We start from the raw sequence: 26,498 nt of genomic DNA, 5'->3' as shown, positions 1-26,498 counted from the left end.
TTCAGGTCGTCAGCGAGCGGCGAAAGTACTTCGGTGCATCTTCGTAGCCCAGTCTCGTATAGAAGCGATGGGCCGCGTCGCGACGAACATCGCAATGGAGCTCCAGGCGATCACAGCCACGGGCACGGGCTCGCTGTTCAGCAGCCTTCGCCAGCAGCGACCCGACACCCAGGCCGCGTGCCCTCGAGTCGACGCAGAAATAGCTGATGCGGCAGAAGTCGCCTTCAAGGGCGAGCTGCACAACGAAATGGAGGGAGATGAACCCCATCAATTGACCATCGTCCCCTTCCGCCACCAGCAGACAGGCATCAGCGTGATTCAGCTGTTGTTGTAGGCGATGGTCGATGAACTTACCGGTCCCTGGGTAACCCAGTTCGGCAAGCAGATGGGTTATCGCTGCAGCATCGCCGCAATGCGCGTCGCGCACGTGAGCCATGGCTCAGATTGCCACGTCCCATAATTGTTTGTTCTTCAGCGCCATGGTCTGGATGTAGCGCGGCTCGCCATTGATCTCCTCCAGCTCGGTCATTCCGGCAAGCTCGCCTACCACGCGGTAGCGCTTGCCAACACGCTTGTCCTGTAGAGGGTAGAGCTGGGCGATCTGTTGGGCGAGTTCGGTGAGAGTAGACATGGGTTCGGTGGCTCCAGATAACTGCATGCCGCAGCTTTTTACAGATCTTCGATGACGATTGCGCGACAACTTTCAATCGTCTCGTTTGTTGGAGCCACTGGTTGGCGAATTGATTCCATCGCTGACGATAAAAACGACCAAACGGTTGATCAGCAGATGCCGACGCCCAGCTGCAGCAGAGCCAGTCCACCCTGATGCCAGCCCCACCAGGCCGCAGCCAGCACCAGCGACGCCAGCACGATGCCGCCTGCCCAGAGTCCAGCGTTACGCATCAGGCGGTTCCCGCAGCCAGGCGCACCCGCTCGACCGGTTGCTCGCGAATCGGCCAGTTCAGTGCGGCGGCCATCAGGCTAAGCGCGATGGAAATTTGCCAGACCAGATCGTAGCTGCCGGTCTGGTCGTATACCCAACCACCCAACCAACCTCCAAAGAACGAGCCGATCTGATGAAACAGGAAGACGATGCCACCGAGCATCGACAAGTTGCGCACACCGAATAACGTCGCCACGGTGCCATTGGTCAGCGGCACCGTGGACAGCCACAGCAGACCCATGGCGATGCCGAAAGCATAGGCGGTCCAGAGCGTCAGCGGAGCGAAGAAAAACGCGCTGATCACCACCGCCCGCAGCAGATAAAGCGCCGTCAGCAGCTTGGGTTTCGAATAGCAGCCACCCAGCCAACCGGCGGTATAGGTACCGACGATATTGAACAGCCCTACCAGCGCCAGGACCGTGGTGCCCGCCATGGCCGGCAGTTGCTGATCCACCAGATACGCCGGCAGGTGAACGCCGATGAACACCACCTGGAAACCACAGACGAAAAAACCCAGCGCCAACAGGCGAAAGCCCGGATGCGCAACAGCCTCTCGCAGCGCCTCAGCCAGCGACTGCTGCGGTCCGGTCACCGGCGCGGGTGGACCGCTGCGCAGCATCAGCGCCAGCGGCATGATCAACGCCACCAGAAGCCCCAAGGCCAGCAAGGCCGAGGACCAGCCCAGCCAGCCGATCAGTCCGAGTGTGCCGGGCAGCATGGCAAACTGGCCGAAGGATCCCGCTGCACTGGCGATACCCATCGCCATGCTGCGCTTCTCCGCCGGTACGGCGCGACCGACCGCGCCGAGAATTACCGAAAACGAGGTGCCGGAAAGCCCCAGCCCGATCAGCAGTCCGGCGCTCAGCGAGAGCGACAGCGGCGAATCCGCGCCAGCCATAAATAACAGACCGACCGCGTAAAGCACGCCGCCAATCAGTACCGCCCGGGCGACCCCGAAACGATCGGCCAGAGCGCCGGTGACCGGCTGCGCCAGGCCCCAGATCAGGTTCTGCAGAGCGATGGCGAACGCGAAGACCTCGCGCCCCCAACCGAACTCCGCACTCATGGGTGGCAGGAACAAGCCGAACCCATGTCGCGTCCCCAAAGAAACGGCCAAGATCAGGGAACCACCCAGCAGAATCCAGACACTGTTGCGCCATATCGCATTCATCGCCGACACACTTAACAAAAAACGAGGGGGATCCATCTTACTCGTATACCCCTACCCGCTCGCATCCACTTTTTTGCTCTGCGGAGGACGTGGATGCTCGGGTAAACTGCCGCCTGCCTGTCTCACCCGACGCGAGTAACCCATGCCGATTCGCCACTGCATTGTCCACCTGATCGAGAAAAAGCCGGACGGCACCCCTGCCGTGCTTCACGCCCGCGACTCGGAGCTGGGCGAGTCCCAGGCCATCGAAAATCTGCTGGCCGATCTTAACGAGAGTTACAACGCCAAGCAGGGCAAGGCCTGGGGCTTCTTCCACGAGGAATCCGGCGCCTATCCGTTCAGCGGCTGGCTCGCGCAGTACATGGAAAGCAATCAAGACTTCGCCGCGTTCAGCCGTCAGGCAGTCGAGCATCTGCAGAAGCTGATGGAAGAATCCAACCTGTCCACCGGCGGCCACGTACTGTTCGCCCACTACCAGCAGGGCATGACCGATTACCTCGCCATCGCCCTGCTGCACCACAGCAACGGCGTCACCGTCACGGACTCGCTGGACGTCACCGAAGCCAGGCACCTCGACCTCAGCCAACTGCACTTGGCCACGCGGATCAACATCTCCGAGTGGCAGAACAACAAGCAGTCCAAGCAGTACATCTCCTTCATCAAGGGCAAGAACGGCAAGAAGGTTTCGGAGTACTTTCGCGACTTCATCGGTTGCCAGGAAGGCGTCGACGGCCCCGGCGAGACACGAACGCTGCTCAAGGCCTTCAGTGATTACGTCGAGAGCGAAGACCTCCCGGACGAGAAGGCGCGCGAGAAAACCAGCGCCCTGGTGGGTTACGCCAGCAGCCAGGCGAAGATCGGCGAGCCGATGTCGCTTGAGGAGCTGTCCGGCGTGATCGATGAGGAACGCCCGCGAGCCTTCTACGAGCACATCCGCAACAAGGACTACGGACTCTCGCCGGAGATTCCGGCGGACAAGCGCACTCTCAGCCAATTCCAGCGCTTCACCGGGCGCGCCGAGGGGTTGTCGATCAGCTTCGAGTCCCATTTGCTGGGCTCGAAGGTCGAATACGACGAAGCCCGCGATATGTTGATCATCCGGCAACTCCCGACCCAGCTGACCGATCAACTCAAGCGCCGCAAGGGCTGAGCCGCCAACCAGCGGAGACAGCTGACGCTACTTTCTCATCTTGGTTGCAGACAGCCGCTGCTACAGCGGCTCGGGTCATGCCGGCGCCGGTTCACTGAGCGGAACGAATTCCAACCGCTGCTGAATGAAACGCCGGTTTGTCAGTCACATGGGCTGCTCTATTGGAGCAGCAAACGTGCACGACCCGTTCTGGTAAGGATTCACAATGGATTGGCTTCACCTGATTGTTCTGTCCCTGGTTCAGGGCATCACCGAATTTCTCCCGATCTCCTCCTCCGCTCACTTGATCCTCCCGTCGCAGGTTCTCGGCTGGCCGGACCAGGGCCAGGCGTTCGACGTCGCCGTGCACGTGGGCACCTTGTTCGCCGTGCTGATCTGCTTCCGCCATGAAGTGATCGCCACCAGCCGCGGCTGGCTGTCGCATGTGTTCCGCCAGCAGGCCAGTGCCGAAAGCCGGCTGGGTTGGGCGATCATCATCGGTACGCTGCCGGCGGCGATCATCGGACTGCTGCTGGAGGACTACATCGAGCAGTACACCCGCTCCATGCTGTTCATCGCTGCCACCACGATCATTTTCGGCTTGCTGCTGTGGCACGCGGACGTCAAGGGCAGACGCGTCTCCGAGATGGATCAACTGACCTGGAAGAGCGCACTGATCATCGGCTGCGCCCAGGCGCTGGCATTGATTCCCGGCACGTCACGCTCAGGCATCACCATGACCGCGGCGCTGCTGCTCGGGTTCACCCGGCAGACCGCTGCTCGCTTCTCGTTTCTGCTGTCGATACCGCTGATTCTCGCGGCGGGTGGACTGAAGGCCGTCGAACTGGCCCAATCAGGAGAAGATGCGCAGTGGAACGACATTTTCATCGGTGCAGCGCTGTCCTTCGTCGCCGCCTTTCTTTGCATCAAGCTGTTCCTGAAGGCACTGGATGCAATGGGCATGCTGCCGTTCGTGATCTACCGATTGCTGCTGGGCGTTACCCTGCTGTTCATTGCGCTGTAACTGCAGGGGCCGGAGCGACCCGCGGCGCGGCGATCGCCGTACCGCGGGCCATACGCATCAGAGCGCGTCGATTCGATAGCCGATACGCGGGAAATGCACGTGCACCACCCCGGCGCGCTCGTCTTCACGGCGCAGGATCAGCTCCTCGACACCGGCAAATTGCAACTCACCGGCCACCGGTTCGGTCCCGTAATCCACGGCGCTGATGCTGACCTGCTGGCCGAGCTTGAAACCGTTGGGTTCGACGAATGCCTCATCCGGCAACGCGGCGGGCGAGGCATCCCTGGAGATTGTCAGCGCATCTTCGGAAGACAGTTCGCTATACGAGCCATGCCCGACACCCAGGATCTTGCTCAGCCAGACAGCGACCTCAGGGTAATTGTCGACAAGCGGCGAAGTCACCGGCGTGCCCTTGAGGAACCACAGGCAATGAGCCACCGCGAAATCAGCCACACAGGGCGCATTGCCCAACAGGAACTCACCATCCTCCCGTGCCAGCTGTTGCTGCAGGCGCGCCATCAGTACCGGCCACTGACTCTTGGCCTGCTCCAGTGGAATGCGCGCTACCGAGCCGCTGCTGAATAACGCGGCGCGATCCTTGCTGAACACCTGCACGAATTCCTTGGGTACCTGAGCGAAACGCACCGCCATCGACTCGGGCTGGAATGCCAGGCTCACGGCATGTAGAAACAACACCGAATCAGCCCACTGTGCCAAGGTCGCCGCTACGAATTCCTGGCCTTCAGGAAATAGCGCCGGGGTGCTTTTCTCGGCTTCGAGGCGGCGGGCCATCAGTGCGGTATCGCAATACACATCGGCCCCGATCTGCAGCACCGGCGTGCGGCGATAACCCCCCGTTAATGCAGTGAGATCCGGTTTGGGCATGATCGGTGGAATGGCCACCGAGCGCCAGGAGAGCTGTTTGAAGCCCAGCATCAGGCGCGCCTTTTCGGCGAACGGAGAGGTGGGATAGTGGTGCAGAATGATCTCGTGCATTGCAGGCTCCGCCAGTCTTGTAAGTAGACCGGCAGCTTACTCGCGCGCGACGAAGCAGCCCAGCCGTTCAGCTGATTGGCGCAGTATTCATCAGGTCGCAGCCACCCTGCATGGCGACCAGCCCTTCCTTGGCCGGCTTCTTCAGCCGCTTGATTGCACGCTCCCGGCGTAGCGCATCACCCTTGCTCTCGCAGGCTTCGACATAGACCAAAGCCACTGCCGGGCTCGAATGAAAGAAACGCGCCCCTCGCCCGGCCTGGTGCGCGGCGAAACGTCGCTGCGCATCATCGCTGATCCCGCAGTACAGCGAGCCGTTGGCGGCCCGTACCAGGTAGACGAACCAGGGTTTTGCAGCAACGACGCTCATGCGACGGAATCCTCGACGCGGATGGGTAACCACCCGGATATACCGGATAGCCCGGCCATGATCGGCAGATTTTCCCGGTCCGCAGCGCCCACGGCAAGCTCGCCAGGCTGCCGAGTACGCACCCAGGCGACCAACCCTGGCAGCGCCAACGACCGGTACGGCAATGCCTCGAAACATGTGCACCCTGACAGGCGAACTCAATAGGCCCCAAGCAGCCCGGTATCACCAGCGCCCTCTGCCGCGCTTAGCAAAGTCCGTCGATCCTGTCGAGATATGGTGGCGGTTCGCCTTTGCGTATACTGCGCCGATGTTTGCCCAAACCGCGTTCCGCAAGCGCTGCACCTCCTGGTTGCTGGCGACCGGACTCTTCCTGATGCTCAGCAGCTGCGCTGAACCGCCCAGCGCACTCGAGCGTATTAAGGAGGAAGGCGTACTGCGCGTGATCACCCGCAACAGCCCGTCCACCTATTTCCAGGACCGCAACGGCGAGGCCGGCTTCGAGTACGAGTTGGTCAAGCGCTTTGCCAGTCATCTCGGCGTCAAGCTGCAAATCGAAACCGCCGATAGCATCGAAGAGATTTTCACCCGCCTTAATCGCCCCGGCGGCCCTACGTTGGCGGCGGCCGGCCTGGTGGCCAGCGAAGGACGTAAAGATCTGGCGCGCTTCACCAAACCCTACCTGGACGTCACCACACAGGTGGTTTACCGCCGTGGACAACGCCGACCGACCGAGCCCGAAGATATGGTCGGCAAGCGCATTCTCGTACTCAAGGGCAGCAGCCAGGCGGAAAAACTCAAGGCGCTGCAGGCCGAACTGCCGGATCTGCGCTATGAGGAATCCGACGCGGTGGAAGTGGTCGACCTGCTGCGCATGGTCGACGAAGGTCAGGTGGACCTGACGCTGGTCGAGTCGAATGAACTGGCGCTCAATCAGGTGTACTTCACCAATGCACGGGTGGCCTTTGACCTGGGCGAGCAGAACAGCCTGTCGTGGATCATTGGCAAGGGTGAAGACGACACGGTGCTAGAGGCCGCGAACCAGTTTCTCGATCTGGCTCAGGAGAACGGTACTCTGCAGCGCTTGCGCGAGCGCTATTACGGTCATGTCGACGTGCTCGGCTACGTCGGCGCCTACGCCTTCGCAAAACACCTGCAGCAGCGCTTGCCTCGCTATGAAAAAGTCTTTCGCGAAACGGCCAAGGAACATGGCGTCGACTGGCGTCTACTCGCCGCGATCGGCTATCAGGAATCCCACTGGCAGCCGGAAGCGACATCGAAAACCGGCGTGCGCGGCCTGATGATGCTGACACTGAATACCGCCAAGGCCATGGGCGTGACCAACCGCCTCGACCCTGTCCAGAGCATTCAGGGTGGCGGCAAGTACATCGCCCGGGTTCATGCCAACCTGCCAGACAGCATCAAGGAACCGGACCGCACATGGTTCGCCCTGGCCGCCTACAACGTCGGCGGAGGCCATTTGGAAGACGCACGCAAGCTCGCCGAGAGCGAAGGGCTGGATCCGAACAAGTGGCTGGACGTGAAGCAGATGCTGCCACGCCTGTCGCAGAAACAGTGGTACACCAAGACGCGCTACGGGTATGCGCGCGGAGGCGAACCGGTGCACTTCGTCGCCAACATCCGCCGCTACTACGACATCCTGACCTGGGTAACCCAGCCGCAAATGGAAGGCCAGCAGCTGGTTCACAACGAGATTCACATCCCCGGCATCAACGATACCGACCTCGGCGAGATCCTGCCGCCGCTCTGACCCACTCAGCCGCCCAGCCTGATCAAGGCCGGCCGATCGGCGCGAAGCTGCCGCCGGTGTGCTCGGCCAACATCTCGGCCAACAATTCCACCTCCAATCCTCGCCGCCCGGCACTGACATAGATGCTCGGTTGCGCCTGAGCCGAACTGTCTATAAAGGTACGAAGCCGTTTCTTCTGACCCAGCGGACTGATACCACCCACCAAATAGCCCGTCGCCCGCTGCGCCGCCATGGGATCGGCCATGTCGACCTTTTTCACCCCCGCCGCCTGCGCCAACGCCTTGAGATCGAGGCTACCGGCGACGGGCACGACGGCGACCAGCAGTTCGTTCTTCTCGCTGCAGGCTAGCAGCGTTTTGAACACCCGCGCGGGTTCCAGGCCGAGCTTTTCGGCCGCCTCGAGCCCATAGGAAGCGGATTTCGGGTCGTGCTCGTAGCTGTGGATGCGATGGTCAGCCTTGGCTTTTTTCAGCAGATCGATAGCGGGCGTCATTACGGTAAGGTCATTGAATGAGAGCCGCTACATTAGCCAAAAACACAACGGCCCGCACAGTGTGCAGGCCGAACAGGTCGCAGCGGGATCGAGCGGGGCCACGACCGATCCTGGCTCAGGCCACCTTTGCCCGCTGCGCCAAACGTAGCTGCCGAGCCGCGGCGACCATGTTGACTAGCGCTGCCTCGGTTTCCGGCCAGCCGCGAGTCTTCAAGCCGCAGTCCGGATTGACCCAAAGTCGATCCGCGGGGATGCGCTCGCAGGCCTTCTCCAGCAGCTGAACCATCTCGCCCGTATCCGGCACCCGCGGAGAATGGATGTCATAGACGCCCGGGCCGATGTCGTTGGGATAGTCGAAGGCGCGGAAGGCCTCAAGCAGCTCCATCTGCGAGCGCGAGGTCTCGATGGTGATGACATCGGCGTCCATCGCCGCGATCGACTCGATCACATCGTTGAACTCGCTGTAACACATGTGTGTATGAATCTGCGTCTCATCGCGTACTCCACTGGCGCACAGGCGGAACGCCTCGACCGCCCAATCGAGATAGCCCTGCCACTGTGCACGACGCAACGGCAGGCCTTCACGGAACGCCGCTTCGTCGATCTGCACGATTTTTATACCTGCCGCTTCGAGATCGCAGACCTCGTCGCGGATTGCCAGCGCCAGCTGTCGTGCCTGCTGCTCTCGGCTGACGTCCTCGCGGGTGAACGACCACATCAGCATCGTCACCGGGCCGGTCAGCATCCCCTTCATGATCTTCCCGGTCTGCTGCTGTGCGTAGTGAATCCACTCCACCGTCATGGGTGCCGGGCGGCTCAGATCACCGTAAATGACCGCCGGCTTCACGCAGCGCGAGCCGTAACTCTGCACCCAGCCAAAGCGTGTGAAGGCGTAACCATCCAGCTGCTCAGCGAAATACTCCACCATGTCGTTGCGCTCGGCCTCGCCGTGCACCAATACGTCCAGACCTAGCTGCTCCTGTACCGCGACGGCGTGCCGAATCTCCGCCTGCATCGTCTCGGTGTAGTCGGCCGGCGCCAGCCTGCCCTGCTTGAACGCCTGACGCGCCAGGCGGATAGCTGGCGTCTGCGGAAACGAACCGATGGTTGTGGTCGGAAACGGTGGTAGATCCAGCCGTGCGCGCTGTTTCTCGATCCGCTCGGCAAAGCGTGACTGGCGCTGACTATGGCGCGGCTTGATCGCAGCCTGACGCGCTTGCACCTCGGGCTTATGGATACGCGGCGATTGCGCACGGCTGGCCTGCACGGCGCGACTATCCTGCAACGCTGCCTGCACCTGGGCATCTTCGGAACTATTCAACGCACGCGAGAGAATCGAGACTTCAGAGCATTTTTGCACCGCGAAGGCGAGCCAGCTTTTCAGCTCGGCATCCAACTGGTCTTCCCGTGCTAGATCCACCGGCGTATGCAGCAAGGAACAGGAAGGTGCGACCCAAAGCCGCTCGCCGAGCCGCTCGTCAGCATGCCGAAGCACCGCCAGCGCCTTGTCCAGATCGCAACGCCAGACGTTACGTCCGTTGACCAGGCCGAGCGACAGGATCTTGTAAGCCGGTAGGCGGTCGAGAATCACCGGGTATTGCTCCGGGGCGCGGACCAGATCGATGTGAAGACCATCTACCGGCAGCGCAGAGGCAAGTCCCAGATTGTCTTCCAGACCACCGAAATAGGTCGCGACCAGCTTCTTCAAAGGCGCACGCTGCAACAGGTTATAGGCTCGCTCGAAGGCATTCTTCCAATCCTGCGGCAAATCCAGCACCAGAATCGGTTCGTCGATCTGTACCCATTCGACGCCTTGCGCAGCCAACCGCTCAAGCACTTCGCCGTAGATCGGCAGCAGCCGTTCGAGCAATTCCAGCTTGTCGAATGCATCGCCCTTGGCCTTGCCCTGCCAGAGGTAGGTCAGTGGGCCTATCAGCACCGGCTTGATTGCATGGCCCAGCGTCCGGGCTTCCTCGACTTCTTCGAACAGCTGCATCCAGGACAGGCTGAACTGCTGGTCCGCAGTAAATTCGGGCACCAGATAGTGATAGTTGGTATCAAACCACTTGGTCATTTCCTGCGCCTGGGCTCCGCCGCAGCAGCTCTTGGTGACGCCACGCGCCATGGCGAACAGGGTATCCAGCGTCGGAATACCATCGACAGGGCGAAACCGCTCCGGAATCACGCCGAACATCAACGAGTGGGTCAGCACCTGGTCGTACCAGGCAAAGTCGCCGACCGGCAGCAGTTTGATACCTGCATCGGCCTGCAGCTGCCAATGGGCAGCGCGTAATTGCCGGCCGACCTGACGCAGCTCACCCTCGCTCAGCTCGCCCTTCCAGTACGCCTCCAGTGCCTTCTTCAATTCACGATCGGCGCCAATGCGTGGAAAACCCAGGGAATGAGCAATAGCCATAACAATCTCCAATTCATCTCGTTCTTCGATGAAGGGATTGTCGGCGCATGGAATCGATGAAACAAACTCATCTAATTTGATTCAAACCGTAGAATTCTTCATGTTGGACATTTCGTCCGGTTTGCTCTCTAACAACCTACACGCAGTGAGACGACCGAAAAATGATTGCCGAAGAACAACCGCAGAACCTCCGAACCCTCCTTGAACACCTTGCCCAGGCCGGCGAACCCGGCGAACCGATCACCATCGAGAGCATGCTCGAAGCGACCGGTCACCGCAGCTTCGGTGCCTTGTTACTGGTGCCGGGATTGCTGGTATTCTCCCCATTGTCGGGTATCCCCGGGCTACCGAGCTTCTTCGCCGTGATGGTGGGGCTAATCGCACTCCAGTTGCTGATGGGGCGCAAGCATTTCTGGCTACCTCGGTGGTTGCTTGGACGCTGCGCTTCGCGTGGTAAATATGATCGCGCCATCGCTTTTCTCAAGCGCCCCGCGCGTCTGGTCGATCGAATGCTGCGCCATCGCCTGACGTTCCTTACCGAAGGCATCGCGGTATATTTCAATGCAGTGGTCTGCCTGCTGATCGCCGCCACCATGCCTCCACTCGAGCTGATTCCGTTCGGCAATTCCATCGCGGGTGCGGCGCTGAGTTTCCTCGGGCTGGGCATGATGGCGCGCGACGGCGCACTGGTCCTCGTCGCCCTCCTGTTTCTTGTCGTGCTGGCCTATCTCGTGAGCCGCATCTGGATGTAAATCACGCAGTTGCCAGCTGAAACGGCTCGCCGTCTCCCACTCGACAATCGCCATCGCGCTGGGACAAACTTCGCCATCACGATGAGCGGTGTTCAAGTCGCCGGCTTATCCCTGATCGAGCCCAAACTCGTATCCAGGCCCCGAAACAGCAGGAAGCCGTCGCATGCTGGAAATTCGTCACCTGAAAACCCTTCATGCACTGCGCGAGACGGACAGCCTCGTCGAGGCGGCCGAACGCCTGCATCTGACCCAGTCGGCGCTGTCGCACCAGTTCAAGGAACTGGAAGAGCGCTTAGGCCTTCAGCTTTTCGTGCGTAAGACTCGGCCGGTTCGCTTCACCAGCGCCGGTTTGCGTCTGCTGCAACTGGCAGACAGCCTGCTGCCACAGCTGCGCAGCGCCGAGCGTGACCTGGCCAGATTGGCCGGGGGGACCGCCGGCCGCCTGCACATGGCGATCGAGTGCCACAGTTGCTTTCAGTGGTTGATGCCGACCATTGATCAATTCCGCGATGCCTGGCCGGAGGTCGAGCTCGATCTGGCATCGGGGTTCTCTTTCGCGCCCCTACCGGCGCTGGCACGGGGCGATCTGGATCTGGTAGTGACGTCCGACCCGATCGAGCTGCCCGGCATTACCTACGTTCCACTGTTTACCTACGAAGCGTTGCTGGCGGTCGCCAACCAACATCCACTGGCAACCAGGCCTTACGTGCGCGCCGAAGACCTCGCCAGCGAAACCTTGATCACCTATCCGGTGGACCACGATCGGCTGGACATCTTCACCCGCTTCCTCGAGCCGGCGGATGTGGAGCCGGCCCAGGTCCGCACCTCGGAGCTCACAGTGATGATGATGCAGCTGGTGGCGTCAGGCCGCGGCGTTTGCTGCGTACCGAACTGGGCGCTGCACGAATACAGCACGCGCGGCTATGTCACCGCCAAGCGCTTGGGTGAGAAAGGCCTGTTCGCCACCCTGTTTGCTGGCATTCGTGCCGACATGCTGGATTCACCCTTCATGCGTGATTTTCTGCTGACCGCCAAGGACACCTCCTTTGCCACGCTCGAAGGCGTCAGCGCAGCGCCGAAGGCGAAATAGCACCTGCTCAGCCTTGCCGATAGGGCAGCGCGTCACGCGCCGCCTCGGCATAGCGCAGTACGCCCAGGCGTTCCTGCTCGAGAAATTCGCTGACCGCAGCGTGCAGTCCCGGATGCACCAGATAATGCCATGAGCGCGTAATCACCGGCTCGAACCCGCGGATCAGCTTGTGCTCGCCCTGGGCGCCGGCGTCGAAACGAGGCAATCCAGCAGCAATCGCCTGATCGATGCCCTGATAGAAGCAGGTCTCGAAGTGCAGCCGATCGAAATCGGCGAGACAGCCCCAGTAGCGGCCATAGAGCCCGCACGCGCCGATCAGGCTAAAGGCCATGGCCACCGGCCGGCCGCCCTGGCGGGCCAGCACCACCCGGATCGCCTCGGGCATCCGCTCGGCCAGCAGAGTGAAAAAGCCGCGCGTCAGGTACGGTGCCTGGCCGCGCACGTGGTAGGTGTTGGCATAACAGGCGTAGACGAAATCCCACTCGGCCTCGCCAAGCTGGTGGCCCTCGCGCCAATCGAACTCGATCCCCTGTCCCGCCACATACTCGCGCTCCTTGCGTAGCTGCTTGCGCTTGCGCGAGGTGAGGCCGTCAAGGAAGTCTTGAAAGTCCCGGTAGCCACGGTTTTGCCAGTGGAACTGGCAGCCAATTCGCTCCAGCCAGCCGTCGCGACCCTGAAAAATCGCGTCGGCATCCGGCTCGGTGAAATTGACGTGCAGGCTGGACTGCCCCGTCTCAACAAGCCCGGCAGTGAGCTGATCGAGCAGCTGGCCAGCCGCCGCGCGATCACCCAGCAAGCGCGCACCGGTCACCGGCGAAAACGGCACCGCGCAAAGCAGCTTGGGGTAATACTCGATTCCGGCCCGATGGCAGGCATCGGCCCAGCCCCAGTCGAATACGTACTCGCCGTTGGAATTGGTCTTGCGGTACAGCGGTAGCGCGGCGATCGCCTCACCCTGCGCATCGCTGAGCAATTGATGCTGCGCATGCCAACCCGAGCGCCCACCGACGCTGCCGCTGTCCTCCAGGGAAGACAGGAAGGCATGCCGTACAAATGGCTGCGGATTGTCACCGAGTAGCGCGTCCCAACGAGCGGGGTCGATGTCGGCAAGTCGGGAAAGAGTCTGAATAGGCATGGACGCCAGTCTGGCGGGTAACCGGGACGAAAAAAAGCCCCATGAAACATGGGGCTTGAAAGGGAGCATTACGGATGAAGCGGTGTTGCGTTAGAACACGTACTGAGCGCGCAGGCTGATGGCGTCACCATCGTCATCGCCATTGGCGTTGACCACGTCATCCACGCTGGTCTTCAGGTAATTGGCAGAGATCTTTACCGCCTCGTTGGCGTACCAGTTGACGCCGATGGTGTGGGTCTTCGCCGCAGCTTCGGCGTTGTCGACCGTCAGGCCAGCAACCGGCACGGCTGCACCTTCGCCGACTGGAAGCATCGCGGTTTCGTCGACAGTGATGTTGTCGTAACGATAGAACACTTCCCAGGCACCGATCTGCTTGTTTTCCGGCTTGATCTTATCGAACTTGCCGCCGTTCAGCTTGTAGCTGCGCGATTCGCCAGTCAGCGTATAAGCAAGCTGAACGTTGTAGCCGGTAGCTTCCAGATCGTTGTCGTTGCCGTTCAGAGCAGCATCACCATCCGCTGTGCGGTTGAGATACTCACCCTGTACCGAGAACGGGCCAATCATGTAGGCCGCTTCGAGCCCCCAAGCCTGATCGGTGCCGTCCAGAGCCGCGCCGCCGAACAGAGCACGGTTGCCATTCGGACCGTCTTCGGTGGTGCCGCGTACCGACAGGCGCGACTCGATTTCTTCTTCAAAGCCGGCTTCGACTTCGCGCGTCGCGAAGTTCAGACCGAAGTGCAGCACCTGGTCGTCCTGAACGATCGGAGCGATCACGCCACGCGCGATAAAGGATGTGTTGTTCTGCCCATCTTCGTCTTCGTTGCCGCTCTGACGATAGCCGCCGACTTCGCCGTGGAACATGCCCATAGTGGTACGCAGGCGAATGCCTTCACCGTTTTCATGGCTGTTCAGCCAGGGAGCCAGGTCGTACATCGAAGAACGTTCGATTGCCGTAATCCACTTGGAACTGACCGCCTCTTCCAGGCCGAAAGTCGGGTTGATACGGCCGATCGACAGCTGCATTGGCTTCCAGCCATTGTAGTGGATCGCTAGTTCGTGCCAGTTACTGGCGCTGTCGCTGAAGTTACGGTTAAAGGTGTAGCCCCAGTCTGTGAAGGCGACACCGGATATTTCGAGACGCGCGCGGCGGAAGTAGGACTCGTCAGCCCGCTCACCGTTCTGGGTGTAGAAACCATCGAAGCTGTCGGCATCGGCTTGCAGACGACCGTTGATCTTGAAGGAGAACTCCTTGTCCGTCGTCCCTACTTCCAGACCACCCTTGGTCTTGATCATGATATCGGCGCCATCGGTGGTGACGGTGCCGGCGAAAGCCTGGGCGGAAACGGCCAAAGCGAGGGCGCTGGCGGCGAAACCGGCGAAGTGCTTACGGATCATCAAAATTCCCCTTAAAGGTCAGCGTTGGTGAACACAGGAGGTTGGCTCTTTGTGCTGCGGGAATCTTGGCCAGCCGTTGTGTCAGCCAAGTGGCTGTTTGATAAAGCTTTTATTACAAGAGGAACTAAAACACCGTCCGTTTATCGCCAGAACGGGCTGCCAAAACTACATCGCCGCTGACGTTTGCCGCCTTTGGAACAAAATTCGAGCGCAAAAAAAGGGCGGGCCCGAGCCCACCCTTCATGCCCTCTGGCTGGGATCAACGCTTACGCAAAATCACGCTGCCGATCGAGTAACCCGCGCCAAACGAGCTGAGCACGCCGAGACTGCCGCTGGGCAGGTCGTCCTGATGCTTGTGGAATGCGATTACCGAACCGGCCGAGCTGGTGTTGGCGTAGGTATCCAGAATCACCGGCGCCTCTTCCGGACTGGCGTCGCGGCCGAGCAGCTTGCGCACGATCAAGTGGTTCATGTTCAGGTTGGCCTGGTGCAACCAGAAGCGCTTGACCGAGCCGACCTCGATGTCATTTTCCTTCAGGTGTTCGCCGATCAGCTCAGCCACCATGGGACAGACTTCCTTGAATACCTTGCGGCCTTCTTGGACGAACAGCTTGTCCGGGTTGGTCATGTATTCCTCGGCCGTGCGATTGAGGAAGCCGAAGTTGTTGCGGATGTTGTTGGAAAATTCGGTCACCAGCTTGGTGCTAACCACATCCCATTGATAGGCGGAAGTCGCCAGATCGGCGCGCTCGACGATCACCGCGGTGCAGGCATCGCCAAAAATGAAGTGGCTGTCACGGTCGCGGAAGTTCATGTGGCCGGTGCAGATTTCCGGATTGACCATCAGCACCGCCCGCGCCTGGCCCAGCTGCACCGAGTTGGCGGCATTCTGAATGCCGAAGGTGGCGGAGGAGCAAGCCACATTCATATCGAATCCGAAGCCCTTGATGCCCAACGCCGCCTGAACTTCGATGGCGACGGCTGGGTAGGCACGTTGCAGGTTAGAGCAGGCAACGATCACGCCGTCGATATCCGCAGCCGACTTGCCGGCCCGCTCGAGTGCCTGCTGAGCGGCCTTGACCGACATCTCACAAAGAATCGACCACTCGTCATTGCTACGCTCGGGGATGCGAGGGACCATGCGGTCCGGATCAAGGATACCGGCCTTGTCGGTAACGAAGCGGCTCTTGATACCCGATGCTTTCTCAATGAAGGCCGAGCTGGACTCCGGCATCGGCTGCACCTCGCCAGCTTCGATGGCCGAGGCATGCTCGGCGTTGAAGCGACGGGAGTAGATGTTGAAGGATTCAACCAGTTCGTCGTTGGAAATGCTGTTGGCAGGGGTATAAAGGCCGGTACCGCTGATGACGACGTTATGCACAGTCGTTCCTCTTGAAATTGGCTGATCGTTGTCTGGCGTCGGAACAGAGCGATGCCGGCCAACGCCGATCGCCATCGTCATCCCGCCTCCGTTTATATGGCGGCTATTGTGCACGAAAACCTAACAGAAACAGCAGCTGCGCTTTGAAAATGCAGACAAACGATCACAGCTCTGACACAACGCCAGCACGGATGCCGGCCGGGACTTCATGACCGACTGGATGTCGCCCACGCATATCGATCCGCATGGAGCGATCCAACCGGAGGCGCACAGCTTTCGGTTATTCTTGCGTACCCAACAAGCAGGACCGCCAGATGAAAGATCAACTCGCCGAACTGATCACCCTGATCAGCTCGGGCTGCATGAGCGAAGACGAAACCAATCGGCTCGCCGACGAAGCAGCGCAAGCCTACGCTGATCCCCAAGCGTTCCTGCAGGCCAACCCGGACATCATCTACGACGATGACTTCCCCATTCCGCTGGGCGAATGGATGGTCGTCGGCAGCCTGCCGGATACCGTGCTGTTCCAGGCCGATGATTACCAGACCCTGTTCGAGTACATCCTCGGCTCGTTCGGGCCGGATGTGCCCTTCGTGCTCAAACCCAAACAGTTGGCCAAGACCGAACCGCTCAAGGCGCTCAACCGCATCCAGACGCAGCTCAGCAGCCTGTACCCGGAGAAAGGCGGCTATGTGCTGGTGGATTTCAGCGAACCCCTGGACGACGAGCTACAGGCCGTACTGGTCTATACCTGCGATCTGGATCGGGTGATGGTTCTGGCGGTCGAGATCGGTATCTACGCCGCGCCGGCGCTGGCTGCGCTGCAGGCTGAACAGAGCGAATAAACGAGGGGCCGCACCTGCTCGCGCACGACCACGCGAGGTCTAGCGCCGCCGCAGCGGGTCGAGCAGGGACGACAGTCCGTTGTGGTCGATTTCCTGCATAAGCGCCAGGAGCTGACCAATCTCACCGGGCGGAAAACCGACCCGAGCGAACCAGTTCAGGTAGTTGCCCGGCAGATCGGCAATCAGACGCCCCTTGTACTTGCCGTAGGGCATCGTCTGGGTCACCAAGCGTTCGAGATCTTCTGGTTTCATGGCTGCAGGTCGATTAAAAGCGCAAATACTGCCACAGCCCTTCGATGGCGGCAGCCCTGCCGGACGGACCGCTTCGACGTAGCTCTTCGTCGCAAGCAGCGCGCTAGCGGCAAGGTCTAAGCGCCATTGCGCTTTAGCCTGCATCGCATCGCGGCCTGACCCAAGACTGAAAGACCGATCTCGTGGCTGTTCTGAATATGCTCGGAATCGCAGGACGAAGGGCATTCGATACAAACGGGCTATACCGGGCATAGCGATCGTCATGGCGCCTTTTGCGCTATCGCTTGTCAGAATGAGCACGCGCCGGTGGGTACCGCCGACGATGCCTCAATCAAGGAGCCGCCCATGACCAAGCCCGACCAACCCAAACCCGAATTAGACGACGCCGCCCTGGCTTTTGCCGAACAGGTGTTCGAAAGCACGCGCAAAGGCGATGCCGCTCGCCTCGCCGACCTGCTCGGCCGCGGTCTGCCGGCCAATATCCGCAACCATAATGGCGACAGCCTGCTGATGCTCGCGGCCTATCACGGCCATCTCGATACGTCGCGCGTATTGCTGGAATACGGCGCCGACCCGCAGCTGCGCAATGACAAAGGCCAGACGCCGCTGGCCGGCGCCGCCTTCAAGGGTGATCTGGCGATGATCAAATTGCTACTCGAACATGGTGCCGACGTCGAGGGTGCGTCGCCCGACGGCAAGACCGCGCTGATGATGGCAGCCATGTTCAACCGTACCGAGATCGTTGAATACCTGATTGCCCACGGCGCCAACCCGCACGCTGCCGACAGCAACGGCGCCACACCACTCGCCGCCGCGGCGATGATGGGCGCCACCGACACCCATGCGCTGTTGAGCCGGATCGCCAGCTGACCGACGCAGATTGAACGGTTGCATCGCCATGGGTTGCGAAAACCAATGCCCCGTGGCATGCGGTTGAACCAGCACGTCATCTCGCTCTTCGTCGACTGATCCGATAGCGGCAGCACTCCCCTTTCAGGCCGCCCGTACGGGATAATCCCGCGCTTTCCCACCCCTCCGAGGTACACCATGACGGCTCACGCCAACCCGCCGATGCCGCGCTTTTCGCCGCGCGCCATCCTGTTGATCGAGCTGGCGCTGGCCATGGGCGGTTTCGCCATCGGCACCGGCGAGTTCGCCATCATGGGGCTGATGCCCAACGTCGCGCAGGGGCTGGGCATCAGCGAGCCGCAGGTCGGCCATGTGATCAGTACCTACGCGCTTGGCGTGGTGGTCGGTGCGCCGCTGCTGGCGATTATGGGCTCACGGATGTTCCGCCGGCACCTGCTGTTGCTTTTGATGAGCTTCTTCGCGCTGGGCAACTTCGCCAGCGCCATGGCGCCGGATTACCACTCGCTGATGCTGTTCCGCTTCATCGCCGGGCTACCCCACGGCGCCTATTTCGGCGTGGCAATGCTGGTGGCCGCGTCGATGGTGGCGCCGGATCAGCGGGCCAAGGCGGTCAGCCGTGTGCTGGCCGGACTGACCATCGCCATGCTGATCGGCAACCCCACCGCCACCTGGCTGGGGCAATGGCTCAGCTGGCGCTGGGCGTTCGGTCTGGTGGGCATAATCGCGCTGTTGACCGTCCTGCTGGTGGCCATGTTCCTGCCGCTCGATCGGAGTGAGCCGCGCAACGATCCGACGCGCGAGCTGCGCGACTTCAACCGAAAGCCGGTCTGGCTGGCGCTGGCCATCAGCTCGATCGGCTTTGCCGGAATGTTCTGCGTGTTCAGCTATCTGGCGCCGACCATGTTGGAGGTCACCGGGGTCGGCGAGAATTGGATTCCGGTGGGCCTAGCGGCTTTCGGGCTGGGCGGCATCGTCGGGAACATCTTCGGTGGCTGGCTGTTCGACAAGCTGCGTTTCAAGGCCATCGCCTGGTTGCTGCTCTGGAGCATCTTCGTCCTGCTGGTATTTCCCTTCGCGACGCACTCGCTGTGGACCATCCTGCCGGCCGCCTTCGCCGTGGGCACTATGGTCGCGCTGTCTCCAGCGCTGCAAACGCATCTGATGGACGTCGCCGCCAATGCGCAGACGCTGGCGGCAGCTTCCAACCATTCGGCATTCAACGTTGCGAACGCGCTCGGCCCGTGGCTTGGCGGGCTGGCCATCAGCGCAGGTTTTGGCTGGACCTCCACCGGCTACATTGGCGCCGCCACCGGAGCGGTCGGCCTGCTGGTGTTCTGGTGGGCCTTGACCGCTCAGGATAGCTCCGCCAGTGCCGCCAGACCGGCAACCGCCAGCGATTGACCTCAGTGTTCGCAGAGGCGATGGGATAGAAACCGCTGGGGCCGAGTCGCGCGCGAATATCTCGACGCTGGGCTTAAGTTTTTTCGGATGCCGGTCGCCTTACTGGACCTTGTTTTCCTCACCGGCAGTTATCAATGCATCTCTCCCTGAAACAGAAAATGATCCTTCTGGCGTTGCTGCCTGTGCTACTGCTCGCGCTGGTGCTGTGCGGCGGGACGGCAAAAATCCTCGCGGATCGCGCCGAGACCGAGATCGCCGACAGGCGCGAACGGCTCATGGCACAGAGCAAAAAAGAGCTGAAGGGCTACGTCGAGGTGGCGCTCACTGCCATCGATGACCTCTATGAAAACTCGCCCAACGGCGACATGGCCGCCCGCGCCGAAGCCATCAAGCGGCTGTCACGTATCAAGTTCGATAACAGCGGATATTTCTACGGCCACGACTCGAACATCGTCCGTCTGTTCCGTGGCACCAACCCGGACGGTGTCGGCACCAGCATGAAGGATCGTCGCGATCAACAAGGCATGCTGATCAACACCGAACTGGTACGCGCCGCGAAGGATGGCAGCCATTACCTCCGGTATTTTTCCTCGATGCCGGGCAACGACAGCGTGCTGCTACCGAAGCTGTCCTATAACCACTACCTGCCGAAGTGGGATATGGCCATCGGCACCTCGATCAATATCGACAGCATCGACGCCGAACTGGAACAGATCCAGACGCAGATCGATGAACGAATCGAGGCAATCATCACCGGTACCATCGTGCTGGCGGCCATCATGCTGGTCGCACTTGGCCTCGTCGGGCTGGCGCTGAGCAACTCAATAGTGCGCCCTATCCAGCGCATCAAAGACAACCTCGACGACATCGCCGCCGGCGACGGCGACCTGACCCATCGGCTGCAGATCACCAGTCAGGACGAAGTCGGCGAACTGGCATCCTCGTTCAACCGTTTTGTCGACAAGATTCACGGCATGGTCGGCCAGATGGTCGAGGTCACCTCTCAGCTGACCGAGCTGGTTGGTGAGGTGGCCGCGCAGGCGCGGCGCTCCGAAATCGCCATGGCGCAGCAGCGCCAGGAAACCGACCAGGTGGCCACCGCCATTCATGAAATGTCCGCCGCTGCGCAGGAAGTGGCACAGAGCGCACAGAATGCGGCCAACGCCGCGCAACAAACCGATCAGGAAGGTCAGGACGCCAAGCGGGTAGTGAACGTCAGTGTTCAGCGCATTCATGCGCTGGTGCAGGACATCCGTGAAAGCGGCGCGTCCATCAACAATCTGCAAAAGGACGTGGAGTCGATCATTAATGTGCTGGGCGTGATCCGCTCGATTGCCGACCAGACCAATCTGCTCGCGCTCAACGCGGCCATCGAGGCGGCACGCGCCGGCGAGGCTGGCCGAGGCTTTGCTGTCGTCGCCGATGAGGTACGCGCGCTAGCCAGCCGGACTCAGCAGAGCACTCAGGAAATCCAGGGCATGATTGACCGCCTAGAGCAAGGCACGCAAAGCGCAGTCAACGCCATGATCCGTTCCAGCGAAGCGGGCGAGAGCAGCAGCGAACAGGCCAATCGCGCGGGCGTTTCCCTGGATGCGATCGCTCAGCTGATTGGCACCATCAACGCCATGAACGCGCAGATCGCCAGTGCCGCCGAAGAGCAGACCTCGGTTGCCGAGGAGATCAACCGCAGCGTGCATCAGATCGCCGTCTCGGTCGATCAGGTCGCCGACGAGACCCAGCAAGGCGCGCAGACGGCGCGCAACCTGGAACAGCTGGGCAACCGCCTGGGCGCACTGGTCAAGCAGTTCCGGATCTGACCTGCAATCCAATCGCCTCGCGCCAGTGCAGCGATCGGACCAAGCTAGTCAGGGAAACCGTCATCGCAGGTCGCCAGAAAGACTGGCGGCCTGCCAGCCAGTGCCGGTCTCGATCTGCTGACCATGCCGCACTCAGCATGCCCGGCATTCGGTCGACTCAACGGGGGCCGTTGTCCATGGATTGCGGCCCTCGTCTATCCAGGCCAGGGTCGCCTGCCAGAAGCCGTGCCGGTGGCGCTCGTGGAACAGATCGAAATGCCCGACCCGCGCCAGCCCCAGCTCGGCGGGGCTGAGCCTCACGTGTTCGCAGACGCTGTTTCGGTAATAACTCAACCCTCGCTCGATAGCCGGCAACGTGCCGTATTCATCATCCGTGACGCTTACCGCGAGAATCGGCGCACGCACTGCGGCAAAGCGTTGTACCACTTCGTCACGTTCGTGGGCCGGATAGCTGCTTTCCAACCGAGCGCGGCGAAACGCCCATTCCAGCGCGACACCGGCCGGCAGGTCTTCCAGCCAGCCCAGGCGCCGCCCGGGGAAATAACCGCATAGCGCCGTCACGGCCGGCATGAACAGGTGCCACTTGGCGAACATCTGCCAGCGCTGCGCCGCGGCGTAATCCGGCCAATAGGCGTATTGCGCACCGACACTGAGAAAGCGATCCACTTCCGTTGCCGCCGTCGCGAAGCCAGGCAGGAAGCCGCCGATGCTGTGCCCGACCGCCACCAGCAGCCCCTCTGGATCGCGAGCACGCATCCAGCGCACTGCCGCATCGAAGTCATAGTCGCCCCAGTCGCGCCAACGCATGCTGAAGCCACGCAGGCTCGCCGGTCGCGACCCGCCGATACCACGGTAGTCGTAGGTCAGCACCGCATAGCCCTGCTCGCGCAAAAAAACGGCGTAACGCGCGTAGTAGCGGGCCAGCACGCCGGTCGCACTGCTGACGATCACCGAGCCGCGCGCCTCGCCAGCGGGCAACCAGAGTTGCGCGGCGAGCGGATAGCCATCGCGGCATTGCAGAAGGATATGCTTGGGCATAAAGGTCGCCGGTCCGTGAGGTCCCGTACAACCTTGCCCGCTTGCATCGATTTTGGCCAGTTTGATGACGGAGCTGAGAGCCACGCCTTGCCCGGCACACCGCCGAACGGCCGGGCTGGAGCGTTCTGGACACTTCTCGGCGAAACGACAGCCGCGAACAGGAAGCTGGCACAGCGGCCGGTCCTCGGGATAATGTGGTCTCGCTGCGACGCCCGTTTCACACGAACGACCGCGTCCATCCAACCGCCCTGCCCGCCGCTTCTCTCCGATCGCGGCCGCTGCCTTCCGGAGTTATCCATGCAAAGCGATCAGCTGATCGTATTCGCCGTTCTGGCTGCGACGCTGGGCCTGTTCGTGTGGAATCGCTGGCGCTACGACATTGTCGCGCTCGGTGCATTGCTAGTCGTCACCCTGGCCGGCATCGTGCCAGCCGAGAAGGCGTTCATGGGCCTGGGTCATCCAGCGGTGATCACCGTCGCGGCGGTGCTGGTGCTCAGCCGCGGCCTGCTCAACAGCGGCGTGGTGGATTCACTGGCGCGCCATCTCACCAAAGTCGGCGATCGACCTTGGGTCCAGGTGCTGACGCTCACCGGTATCGTCGCGCTGTGCTCGGGTTTCATGAATAACGTCGGCGCGCTAGCGCTGTTCATGCCAGTTGCCGTGTGGATGTCGCGCCAGAGCGGCCGATCACCCTCGTACCTGTTAATGCCGCTGGCGTTCGGCTCGCTGCTCGGCGGCACGCTAACGCTGATCGGTACGCCGCCCAACATCATCATTGCAGGCTATCGACGCGAAGTCGGCGACGCGCCATTTCGCATGTTCGATTTCCTCCCCGTCGGCCTCGCAATCACTGCCGCGGGCTTGCTGCTCATCGTCTTGCTCTGGCGCCTGATACCACGTCGTGAAGACCGGGGCGGCGATCAGGAGCTGTTCGAGATCAGCGCCTACATGACCGAGCTGACAATCCCCGACGGCAGCAAATATGCCGGCCGCACGCTGCGTGACCTGATCGTCGCGGGCAGTGACGAGGCGGACGTGATGGTCATCGCCCTGGTGCGGGCCGGTCGTTATCAGGCCATGCCGTCGACCTACGAAGTGCTGCACGACAGGGACGTGCTGCTGGTAGAAGCCGACTCGGACAGCCTCAAGAAATTTCTCGATGTCACACACCTGCAGCTCGCCGCCGAGGCCGACAGCAAAGCGGAAGCACGCGAGAAAGCCGAACAGGACAAACAGGCGGCAAAGAACGGGGGCCAGAACGAGACAGACGACAGCGAATCCGGCAGCGATCGCCACCGCGATCGAGCACTAGCCGAGGCGATCGTCACGCCGGGATCGTCATTGATCGGCACGACGGCGACCGGCCTGTCGCTACGCGAGCGCCACGGGGTGAATGTGCTAGCCGTGGCGCGTCAAGGTCAGCGCTTGCGCGAACGCCTGGGAAAGATCCGTTTTGCCGCTGGCGATATTCTGTTGTTGCAGGCACGCGAAGATCAGCTGCAATCGACGCTGAATAATCTCGGCTGCTTGCCGCTGGCATCACGCGGCTTGCGCATCACCGCCCCTCGCCAGGTGATGTTGGCAAGCAGCATCTTCGCCGCAGCGCTGGTGCTCATCGCGCTGGGCGTGGTTCCGCCCGTCATTTCGCTGGTAGGCGCTGCGCTGGCCATGATTCTCGTCGGGCTGGTGCCCAGCGGCGATATTTACAAGAGCATCGACATGTCGATCATCGTTCTGATCGCCGCCATGCTGCCCATCGGTGAAGCACTGGAGACCACTGGCGGCTCGCGGCTGATCGCCCATGCCCTGCTGGAGATCGGTCAGGCGGCACCGCCCGCGGCGACCGTGGCGATACTGATGGCCGGCGTGATGCTGCTATCGAACGTGGTCAACAATGCCGCCGCTGCGGTACTCGCCGCACCGGTGGCAATCAGCCTGTCACGCGGCATGGAGGCCTCTGCCGATCCGCTGCTGATGGCGGTGGCCATCGGCGCTTCCTGCGCCTTTCTCACGCCCATTGGCCATCAATCGAACACGCTGGTGATGGCGCCGGGCGGCTACCGCTTCGGTGATTACTGGCGCCTGGGGTTGCCGCTGTCGGTTCTGGTCGTGCTGGTGGCCGTGCCGGTCATTCTCTGGGTCTGGCCGCTCTAGGGGTATCGTCGAGCGGCCGTGCAACAGCATGAGTCGGTGCGCTACCCGCGGTGCCAGTCAGCGCCCCCTGAGCCCTTTCAGCAACGCCTTATGGAACACATCTGGCGCCTCGACCTGCGGTGAATGCCCCAGCTCAGGGAACGGCACGAGCGTCGCATTGGGAATCATCGCCGCGGCCTGCCGACCGAGTTCAGGGTAATTACCCAGACGCTGTGCGACGTCATCCGGCGCACGATTGGCACCCGGCGCAGTGCGGTCCTTCCCACCGATCAGCAACAAGGCGGGCATGCTGATTTTTCCGAACTCGTGGATCACCGGTTGGGTAAAAAGCATCTCCGATGTCTGCGCCTGATTCCAGGCAACGATTTCCTTGCCTTCTCCGGCGTACATCCCAGCCAGCATGGCTACCCAACGGTCATATTCGGGCTTCCATTCGCCGTTGTAGTAGAACTTTTTCTGATAGGCCTTGATCTTCTCGAAGTCGGTTTTCAACTCGCTCTGGTACAACTGGTCGATCGACGCATAAGGCACGCCTTCGGCCTGCCAGTCCTCCAGGCCGATTGGGTTGACCAGCACCAGTTGTTCGACCATCTGCGGGTAGTTTAGGGCGAACCGCGAGGCCAGCATGCCGCCCATGGAGTGGCCGACCACGGTGACCTGATCGAGATCCAGCGACCGCAGCAGGGCCTGGGTGTTGTGCGCCAGCTGCGCGAAACTGAACTGGTAGCCCTTAGGCTTGCTGGAGCTGCAGAAGCCGATCTGGTCCGGAGCGATCACCCGATAGCCATTTTGCGAAAGTACGGCGATGCTCTCCTGCCAGGTCGCCGCGCAAAAATTCTTGCCATGCATGAGCACAATCGTGCGCCCGTTGGCCCTGCCCGTTGGCTGCACATCCATATAAGCCATCGATAGCGGTTGCCGCTGGGATGAAAACCCGAAGCGCTTGATCGGATGGGGATAACTGAAGCCTTCGAGGTGCGGACCATATACCGGCCGTTGCTCGGCATGCAGTGATGGGATTAGGGCAAGCCCGGCGACAAGCATCAGGGAAGACATGGCTTTGTTCACGCATCGACTCCTTGCAGGCGGCCGCTGGGCCGCATTGGCGTAGGCCGTTGTGTATCACGGACGCTGAAGGCCACGTAACAACGGCATGCCTAAATCGGAGCAAGAAACATGCGCGAGGTTCTGTGGTGCCGGAACGAGAATGTTTCGCCGTTATTCCATCGTGCAGGCATTCGACGAAGGCACGCCTGTCACCTGATCGAGGAGTGGCTTACTTGGCTTCTACCTGCTGGATGTCGAACCCGATGCGGTTGTCGGCGCTGATACGAAAGTGCAGCGCCTCGCCGACTTCTACCCGTGCGGCCTTTTCGCGCAGAAGGTTGCCCTTGCCGCACAGCGTGTCGTCTTCGGGATCGGATTCGATGCTGACGATGCGCATCCCTGCCGGCACGTGCAAGCGCACCTGCTCACCCACGTGAATGCGCGCGGCGATCTTGCGATCGACCAGCACAGCCACGTAGCACCCGCCTCCACGAAGCCCGAAGTCACGCGTCACCACCAGCTCCCCGCCGTTGGTTACGGGCGTCTGGTAGCCGCGCAAACGCTCTTCTGGCACCGGTTTGATGTCCGCCGGATCGGCCTGCCAGGACGAACAACCGGCCAGCGCCAGCAGAGGAACGAGTGCGAGTAGCAAGCGCATGCGGGGGTGTTCTCCGATAAGCGAAACGATGATGGTAGAACAGCTTGTCGCTTTGCGTGCGAAATGATGCAGCGACCGGTTTCTAGCGGGTCGATATCGGATGGCTGCTGCCCGGATAAGGTCTTTCTTCTTCCAGGCCACCATGGCGGTCATAAACCTGGACAGAAGCCGTCTTGCCCTCCATGAACGCGTCGAGCTCGGTGAACATCTCGTCCTTGGTAAGGGTTCGCAACACCGTTTCTTGCGATTGCTGGTCGGTCAGCTCCCAGCCCATTGGGGTCGGGTTGACGTGAAACGTGTCCATAGCTTGCTCCGGAGTAACGGGCACACCGTCAGGCGCACCGGGAATGAGCGGG

Annotated in this window: 25 protein-coding genes and 2 pseudogenes; 11 read left to right on the top strand and 16 right to left on the bottom strand. The window is 61.4% G+C overall.

Annotated features, from left to right (window positions below; translation table 11 throughout):
- Position 1 precedes the first annotated feature (1 nt).
- The 4 genes from DQ405_RS17470 to DQ405_RS17460 all read right to left on the bottom strand — a co-directional run bounded on the left by DQ405_RS17470 (position 2) and on the right by DQ405_RS17460 (position 2,105).
- Positions 2-436: a GNAT family N-acetyltransferase gene (locus DQ405_RS17470; protein ID WP_168425357.1), complete on the bottom strand. Its 435-nt coding sequence runs from the start codon at positions 434-436 to the stop codon at positions 2-4.
- A 3-nt stretch (positions 437-439) separates the two neighbouring features.
- Entirely contained in the window at positions 440-631 is a 192-nt protein-coding gene (locus DQ405_RS17465; protein WP_168425356.1) for a hypothetical protein, read from the bottom strand.
- A gap of 149 nt (positions 632-780) precedes the next feature.
- Positions 781-903, bottom strand: a complete 123-nt coding sequence (locus DQ405_RS28115; protein ID WP_274597421.1) for a hypothetical protein — start codon at positions 901-903, stop codon at positions 781-783.
- The gene (locus DQ405_RS17460; RefSeq protein WP_174824690.1) at positions 903-2,105 is read right to left on the bottom strand and encodes an MFS transporter; all 1,203 of its coding nucleotides are present in this window, start codon (positions 2,103-2,105) and stop codon (positions 903-905) included. The genes DQ405_RS28115 and DQ405_RS17460 overlap by 1 nt, the downstream gene beginning before the upstream one ends.
- Positions 2,106-2,256: 151 nt before the next feature.
- Here DQ405_RS17460 and yejK point away from each other — a divergent pair, with 151 nt between their 5' ends.
- Together yejK and DQ405_RS17450 are read left to right on the top strand one after the other, a co-directional pair.
- On the top strand, positions 2,257-3,264 hold the full coding sequence (gene yejK, locus DQ405_RS17455) for a nucleoid-associated protein YejK (RefSeq protein ID WP_168425354.1): 1,008 nt from the start codon (positions 2,257-2,259) through the stop codon (positions 3,262-3,264).
- Between the two features lie 205 nt (positions 3,265-3,469).
- Positions 3,470-4,267: an undecaprenyl-diphosphate phosphatase gene (locus DQ405_RS17450; RefSeq protein WP_168425353.1), complete on the top strand. Its 798-nt coding sequence runs from the start codon at positions 3,470-3,472 to the stop codon at positions 4,265-4,267.
- 57 nt (positions 4,268-4,324) lie between these two features.
- Here DQ405_RS17450 and DQ405_RS17445 read toward each other — a convergent pair whose 3' ends face one another.
- Complete coding sequence (locus tag DQ405_RS17445; protein ID WP_168425352.1) at positions 4,325-5,263, bottom strand: glutathione S-transferase family protein; 939 nt, start codon at positions 5,261-5,263, stop codon at positions 4,325-4,327.
- Positions 5,264-5,330: 67 nt separating this feature from the next.
- A complete protein-coding gene (locus DQ405_RS17440; RefSeq protein WP_168425351.1) occupies positions 5,331-5,630 on the bottom strand; it encodes a GIY-YIG nuclease family protein in 300 nt (99 codons plus the stop codon).
- 307 nt (positions 5,631-5,937) lie between these two features.
- Between DQ405_RS17440 and mltF the strand changes: the two genes are divergently transcribed.
- On the top strand, positions 5,938-7,398 hold the full coding sequence (gene mltF / locus DQ405_RS17435; RefSeq protein WP_168425350.1) for a membrane-bound lytic murein transglycosylase MltF: 1,461 nt from the start codon (positions 5,938-5,940) through the stop codon (positions 7,396-7,398).
- Positions 7,399-7,420: 22 nt separating this feature from the next.
- On the opposite strand, the gene ybaK is transcribed toward mltF, so the two are convergent.
- Entirely contained in the window at positions 7,421-7,891 is a 471-nt protein-coding gene (ybaK, locus tag DQ405_RS17430) for a Cys-tRNA(Pro) deacylase (RefSeq protein WP_168425349.1), read from the bottom strand.
- Between the two features lie 115 nt (positions 7,892-8,006).
- Positions 8,007-10,307 carry a 5-methyltetrahydropteroyltriglutamate--homocysteine S-methyltransferase gene (gene metE, locus DQ405_RS17425; protein WP_168425348.1) on the bottom strand — a complete coding sequence of 767 codons (2,301 nt, stop codon included), beginning with the start codon at positions 10,305-10,307 and terminating at the stop codon, positions 8,007-8,009.
- Between the two features lie 161 nt (positions 10,308-10,468).
- Between metE and DQ405_RS17420 the strand changes: the two genes are divergently transcribed.
- Complete coding sequence (locus DQ405_RS17420; RefSeq protein ID WP_168425347.1) at positions 10,469-11,059, top strand: exopolysaccharide biosynthesis protein; 591 nt, start codon at positions 10,469-10,471, stop codon at positions 11,057-11,059.
- A gap of 163 nt (positions 11,060-11,222) precedes the next feature.
- Entirely contained in the window at positions 11,223-12,149 is a 927-nt protein-coding gene (gene metR, locus DQ405_RS17415; RefSeq protein WP_168425346.1) for a transcriptional regulator MetR, read from the top strand.
- A gap of 7 nt (positions 12,150-12,156) precedes the next feature.
- On the opposite strand, the gene DQ405_RS17410 is transcribed toward metR, so the two are convergent.
- From DQ405_RS17410 to DQ405_RS17400, 3 genes are all read right to left on the bottom strand, one after another.
- Entirely contained in the window at positions 12,157-13,284 is a 1,128-nt protein-coding gene (locus tag DQ405_RS17410; protein WP_168425345.1) for a GNAT family N-acetyltransferase, read from the bottom strand.
- A 90-nt stretch (positions 13,285-13,374) separates the two neighbouring features.
- Positions 13,375-14,679 carry an OprO/OprP family phosphate-selective porin gene (locus tag DQ405_RS17405; RefSeq protein ID WP_168425344.1) on the bottom strand — a complete coding sequence of 435 codons (1,305 nt, stop codon included), beginning with the start codon at positions 14,677-14,679 and terminating at the stop codon, positions 13,375-13,377.
- A 259-nt stretch (positions 14,680-14,938) separates the two neighbouring features.
- Complete coding sequence (locus tag DQ405_RS17400; RefSeq protein WP_168425343.1) at positions 14,939-16,060, bottom strand: beta-ketoacyl-ACP synthase III; 1,122 nt, start codon at positions 16,058-16,060, stop codon at positions 14,939-14,941.
- Between the two features lie 314 nt (positions 16,061-16,374).
- Here DQ405_RS17400 and DQ405_RS17395 point away from each other — a divergent pair, with 314 nt between their 5' ends.
- Entirely contained in the window at positions 16,375-16,905 is a 531-nt protein-coding gene (locus DQ405_RS17395; RefSeq protein ID WP_168425342.1) for a hypothetical protein, read from the top strand.
- Between the two features lie 39 nt (positions 16,906-16,944).
- On the opposite strand, the gene DQ405_RS17390 is transcribed toward DQ405_RS17395, so the two are convergent.
- Complete coding sequence (locus DQ405_RS17390) at positions 16,945-17,157, bottom strand: DUF3820 family protein (RefSeq protein ID WP_168425341.1); 213 nt, start codon at positions 17,155-17,157, stop codon at positions 16,945-16,947.
- Positions 17,158-17,502: 345 nt separating this feature from the next.
- Between DQ405_RS17390 and DQ405_RS17385 the strand changes: the two genes are divergently transcribed.
- The 4 genes and pseudogenes from DQ405_RS17385 to DQ405_RS28625 form a co-directional block, all read left to right on the top strand.
- A complete protein-coding gene (locus DQ405_RS17385) occupies positions 17,503-18,027 on the top strand; it encodes an ankyrin repeat domain-containing protein (protein WP_168425340.1) in 525 nt (174 codons plus the stop codon).
- 177 nt (positions 18,028-18,204) lie between these two features.
- Positions 18,205-19,428 carry an MFS transporter gene (locus DQ405_RS17380; protein ID WP_168425339.1) on the top strand — a complete coding sequence of 408 codons (1,224 nt, stop codon included), beginning with the start codon at positions 18,205-18,207 and terminating at the stop codon, positions 19,426-19,428.
- Between the two features lie 134 nt (positions 19,429-19,562).
- Positions 19,563-20,138, top strand: a pseudogene (locus tag DQ405_RS28630) (cache domain-containing protein); the annotation flags it as partial.
- Positions 20,139-20,237: 99 nt separating this feature from the next.
- Positions 20,238-21,245 (top strand): annotated as a pseudogene (locus tag DQ405_RS28625) (methyl-accepting chemotaxis protein); the annotation flags it as partial.
- Positions 21,246-21,377: 132 nt separating this feature from the next.
- Here the strand turns inward: DQ405_RS28625 and DQ405_RS17370 are convergent.
- The gene (locus tag DQ405_RS17370; protein WP_168425337.1) at positions 21,378-22,283 is read right to left on the bottom strand and encodes an alpha/beta hydrolase family protein; all 906 of its coding nucleotides are present in this window, start codon (positions 22,281-22,283) and stop codon (positions 21,378-21,380) included.
- A 297-nt stretch (positions 22,284-22,580) separates the two neighbouring features.
- Between DQ405_RS17370 and DQ405_RS17365 the strand changes: the two genes are divergently transcribed.
- A complete protein-coding gene (locus DQ405_RS17365; RefSeq protein WP_168425336.1) occupies positions 22,581-24,437 on the top strand; it encodes an SLC13 family permease in 1,857 nt (618 codons plus the stop codon).
- A 57-nt stretch (positions 24,438-24,494) separates the two neighbouring features.
- On the opposite strand, the gene DQ405_RS17360 is transcribed toward DQ405_RS17365, so the two are convergent.
- From DQ405_RS17360 to DQ405_RS17350, 3 genes are all read right to left on the bottom strand, one after another.
- The gene (locus DQ405_RS17360; RefSeq protein WP_241730057.1) at positions 24,495-25,481 is read right to left on the bottom strand and encodes an alpha/beta fold hydrolase; all 987 of its coding nucleotides are present in this window, start codon (positions 25,479-25,481) and stop codon (positions 24,495-24,497) included.
- Between the two features lie 232 nt (positions 25,482-25,713).
- Positions 25,714-26,142 (bottom strand): 3-isopropylmalate dehydratase, encoded by a 429-nt coding sequence (locus tag DQ405_RS17355; RefSeq protein ID WP_168425335.1) that lies wholly within the window; start codon positions 26,140-26,142, stop codon positions 25,714-25,716.
- A gap of 82 nt (positions 26,143-26,224) precedes the next feature.
- Positions 26,225-26,446, bottom strand: coding sequence for a hypothetical protein (locus DQ405_RS17350; RefSeq protein ID WP_168425334.1), 222 nt, complete (start codon positions 26,444-26,446; stop codon positions 26,225-26,227).
- Positions 26,447-26,498 lie beyond the last annotated feature (52 nt).

This window comes from Pseudomonas sp. SST3, from assembly GCF_003325755.1.
Note: the sequence above shows the minus strand (reverse complement) of the source record. Positions and strands in the feature narration are given on the sequence as shown.

Excerpts from the sequence above, each read along its gene's own strand:
- DQ405_RS17365 (WP_168425336.1), top strand. The coding sequence starts at position 22,581 with ATGCAAAGCGATCAGCTGATCGTATTCGCCGTTCTGGCTGCGACGCTG.
- DQ405_RS17370 (WP_168425337.1), bottom strand. The coding sequence starts at position 22,283 with ATGCCCAAGCATATCCTTCTGCAATGCCGCGATGGCTATCCGCTCGCC.
- DQ405_RS17385 (WP_168425340.1), top strand. The coding sequence starts at position 17,503 with ATGACCAAGCCCGACCAACCCAAACCCGAATTAGACGACGCCGCCCTG.
- DQ405_RS17445 (WP_168425352.1), bottom strand. The coding sequence starts at position 5,263 with ATGCACGAGATCATTCTGCACCACTATCCCACCTCTCCGTTCGCCGAA.
- ybaK (WP_168425349.1), bottom strand. The coding sequence starts at position 7,891 with ATGACGCCCGCTATCGATCTGCTGAAAAAAGCCAAGGCTGACCATCGC.
- DQ405_RS17470 (WP_168425357.1), bottom strand. The coding sequence starts at position 436 with ATGGCTCACGTGCGCGACGCGCATTGCGGCGATGCTGCAGCGATAACC.
- DQ405_RS17350 (WP_168425334.1), bottom strand. The coding sequence starts at position 26,446 with ATGGACACGTTTCACGTCAACCCGACCCCAATGGGCTGGGAGCTGACC.
- DQ405_RS17450 (WP_168425353.1), top strand. The coding sequence starts at position 3,470 with ATGGATTGGCTTCACCTGATTGTTCTGTCCCTGGTTCAGGGCATCACC.
- DQ405_RS17465 (WP_168425356.1), bottom strand. The coding sequence starts at position 631 with ATGTCTACTCTCACCGAACTCGCCCAACAGATCGCCCAGCTCTACCCT.
- DQ405_RS28115 (WP_274597421.1), bottom strand. The coding sequence starts at position 903 with ATGCGTAACGCTGGACTCTGGGCAGGCGGCATCGTGCTGGCGTCGCTG.
- DQ405_RS17360 (WP_241730057.1), bottom strand. The coding sequence starts at position 25,481 with ATGCTTGTCGCCGGGCTTGCCCTAATCCCATCACTGCATGCCGAGCAA.
- yejK (WP_168425354.1), top strand. The coding sequence starts at position 2,257 with ATGCCGATTCGCCACTGCATTGTCCACCTGATCGAGAAAAAGCCGGAC.
- DQ405_RS17390 (WP_168425341.1), bottom strand. The coding sequence starts at position 17,157 with ATGAAACCAGAAGATCTCGAACGCTTGGTGACCCAGACGATGCCCTAC.
- DQ405_RS17440 (WP_168425351.1), bottom strand. The coding sequence starts at position 5,630 with ATGAGCGTCGTTGCTGCAAAACCCTGGTTCGTCTACCTGGTACGGGCC.
- DQ405_RS17355 (WP_168425335.1), bottom strand. The coding sequence starts at position 26,142 with ATGCGCTTGCTACTCGCACTCGTTCCTCTGCTGGCGCTGGCCGGTTGT.
- DQ405_RS17410 (WP_168425345.1), bottom strand. The coding sequence starts at position 13,284 with ATGCCTATTCAGACTCTTTCCCGACTTGCCGACATCGACCCCGCTCGT.
- DQ405_RS17420 (WP_168425347.1), top strand. The coding sequence starts at position 10,469 with ATGATTGCCGAAGAACAACCGCAGAACCTCCGAACCCTCCTTGAACAC.
- DQ405_RS17395 (WP_168425342.1), top strand. The coding sequence starts at position 16,375 with ATGAAAGATCAACTCGCCGAACTGATCACCCTGATCAGCTCGGGCTGC.
- DQ405_RS17380 (WP_168425339.1), top strand. The coding sequence starts at position 18,205 with ATGACGGCTCACGCCAACCCGCCGATGCCGCGCTTTTCGCCGCGCGCC.
- metR (WP_168425346.1), top strand. The coding sequence starts at position 11,223 with ATGCTGGAAATTCGTCACCTGAAAACCCTTCATGCACTGCGCGAGACG.
- metE (WP_168425348.1), bottom strand. The coding sequence starts at position 10,307 with ATGGCTATTGCTCATTCCCTGGGTTTTCCACGCATTGGCGCCGATCGT.
- DQ405_RS17405 (WP_168425344.1), bottom strand. The coding sequence starts at position 14,679 with ATGATCCGTAAGCACTTCGCCGGTTTCGCCGCCAGCGCCCTCGCTTTG.
- mltF (WP_168425350.1), top strand. The coding sequence starts at position 5,938 with ATGTTTGCCCAAACCGCGTTCCGCAAGCGCTGCACCTCCTGGTTGCTG.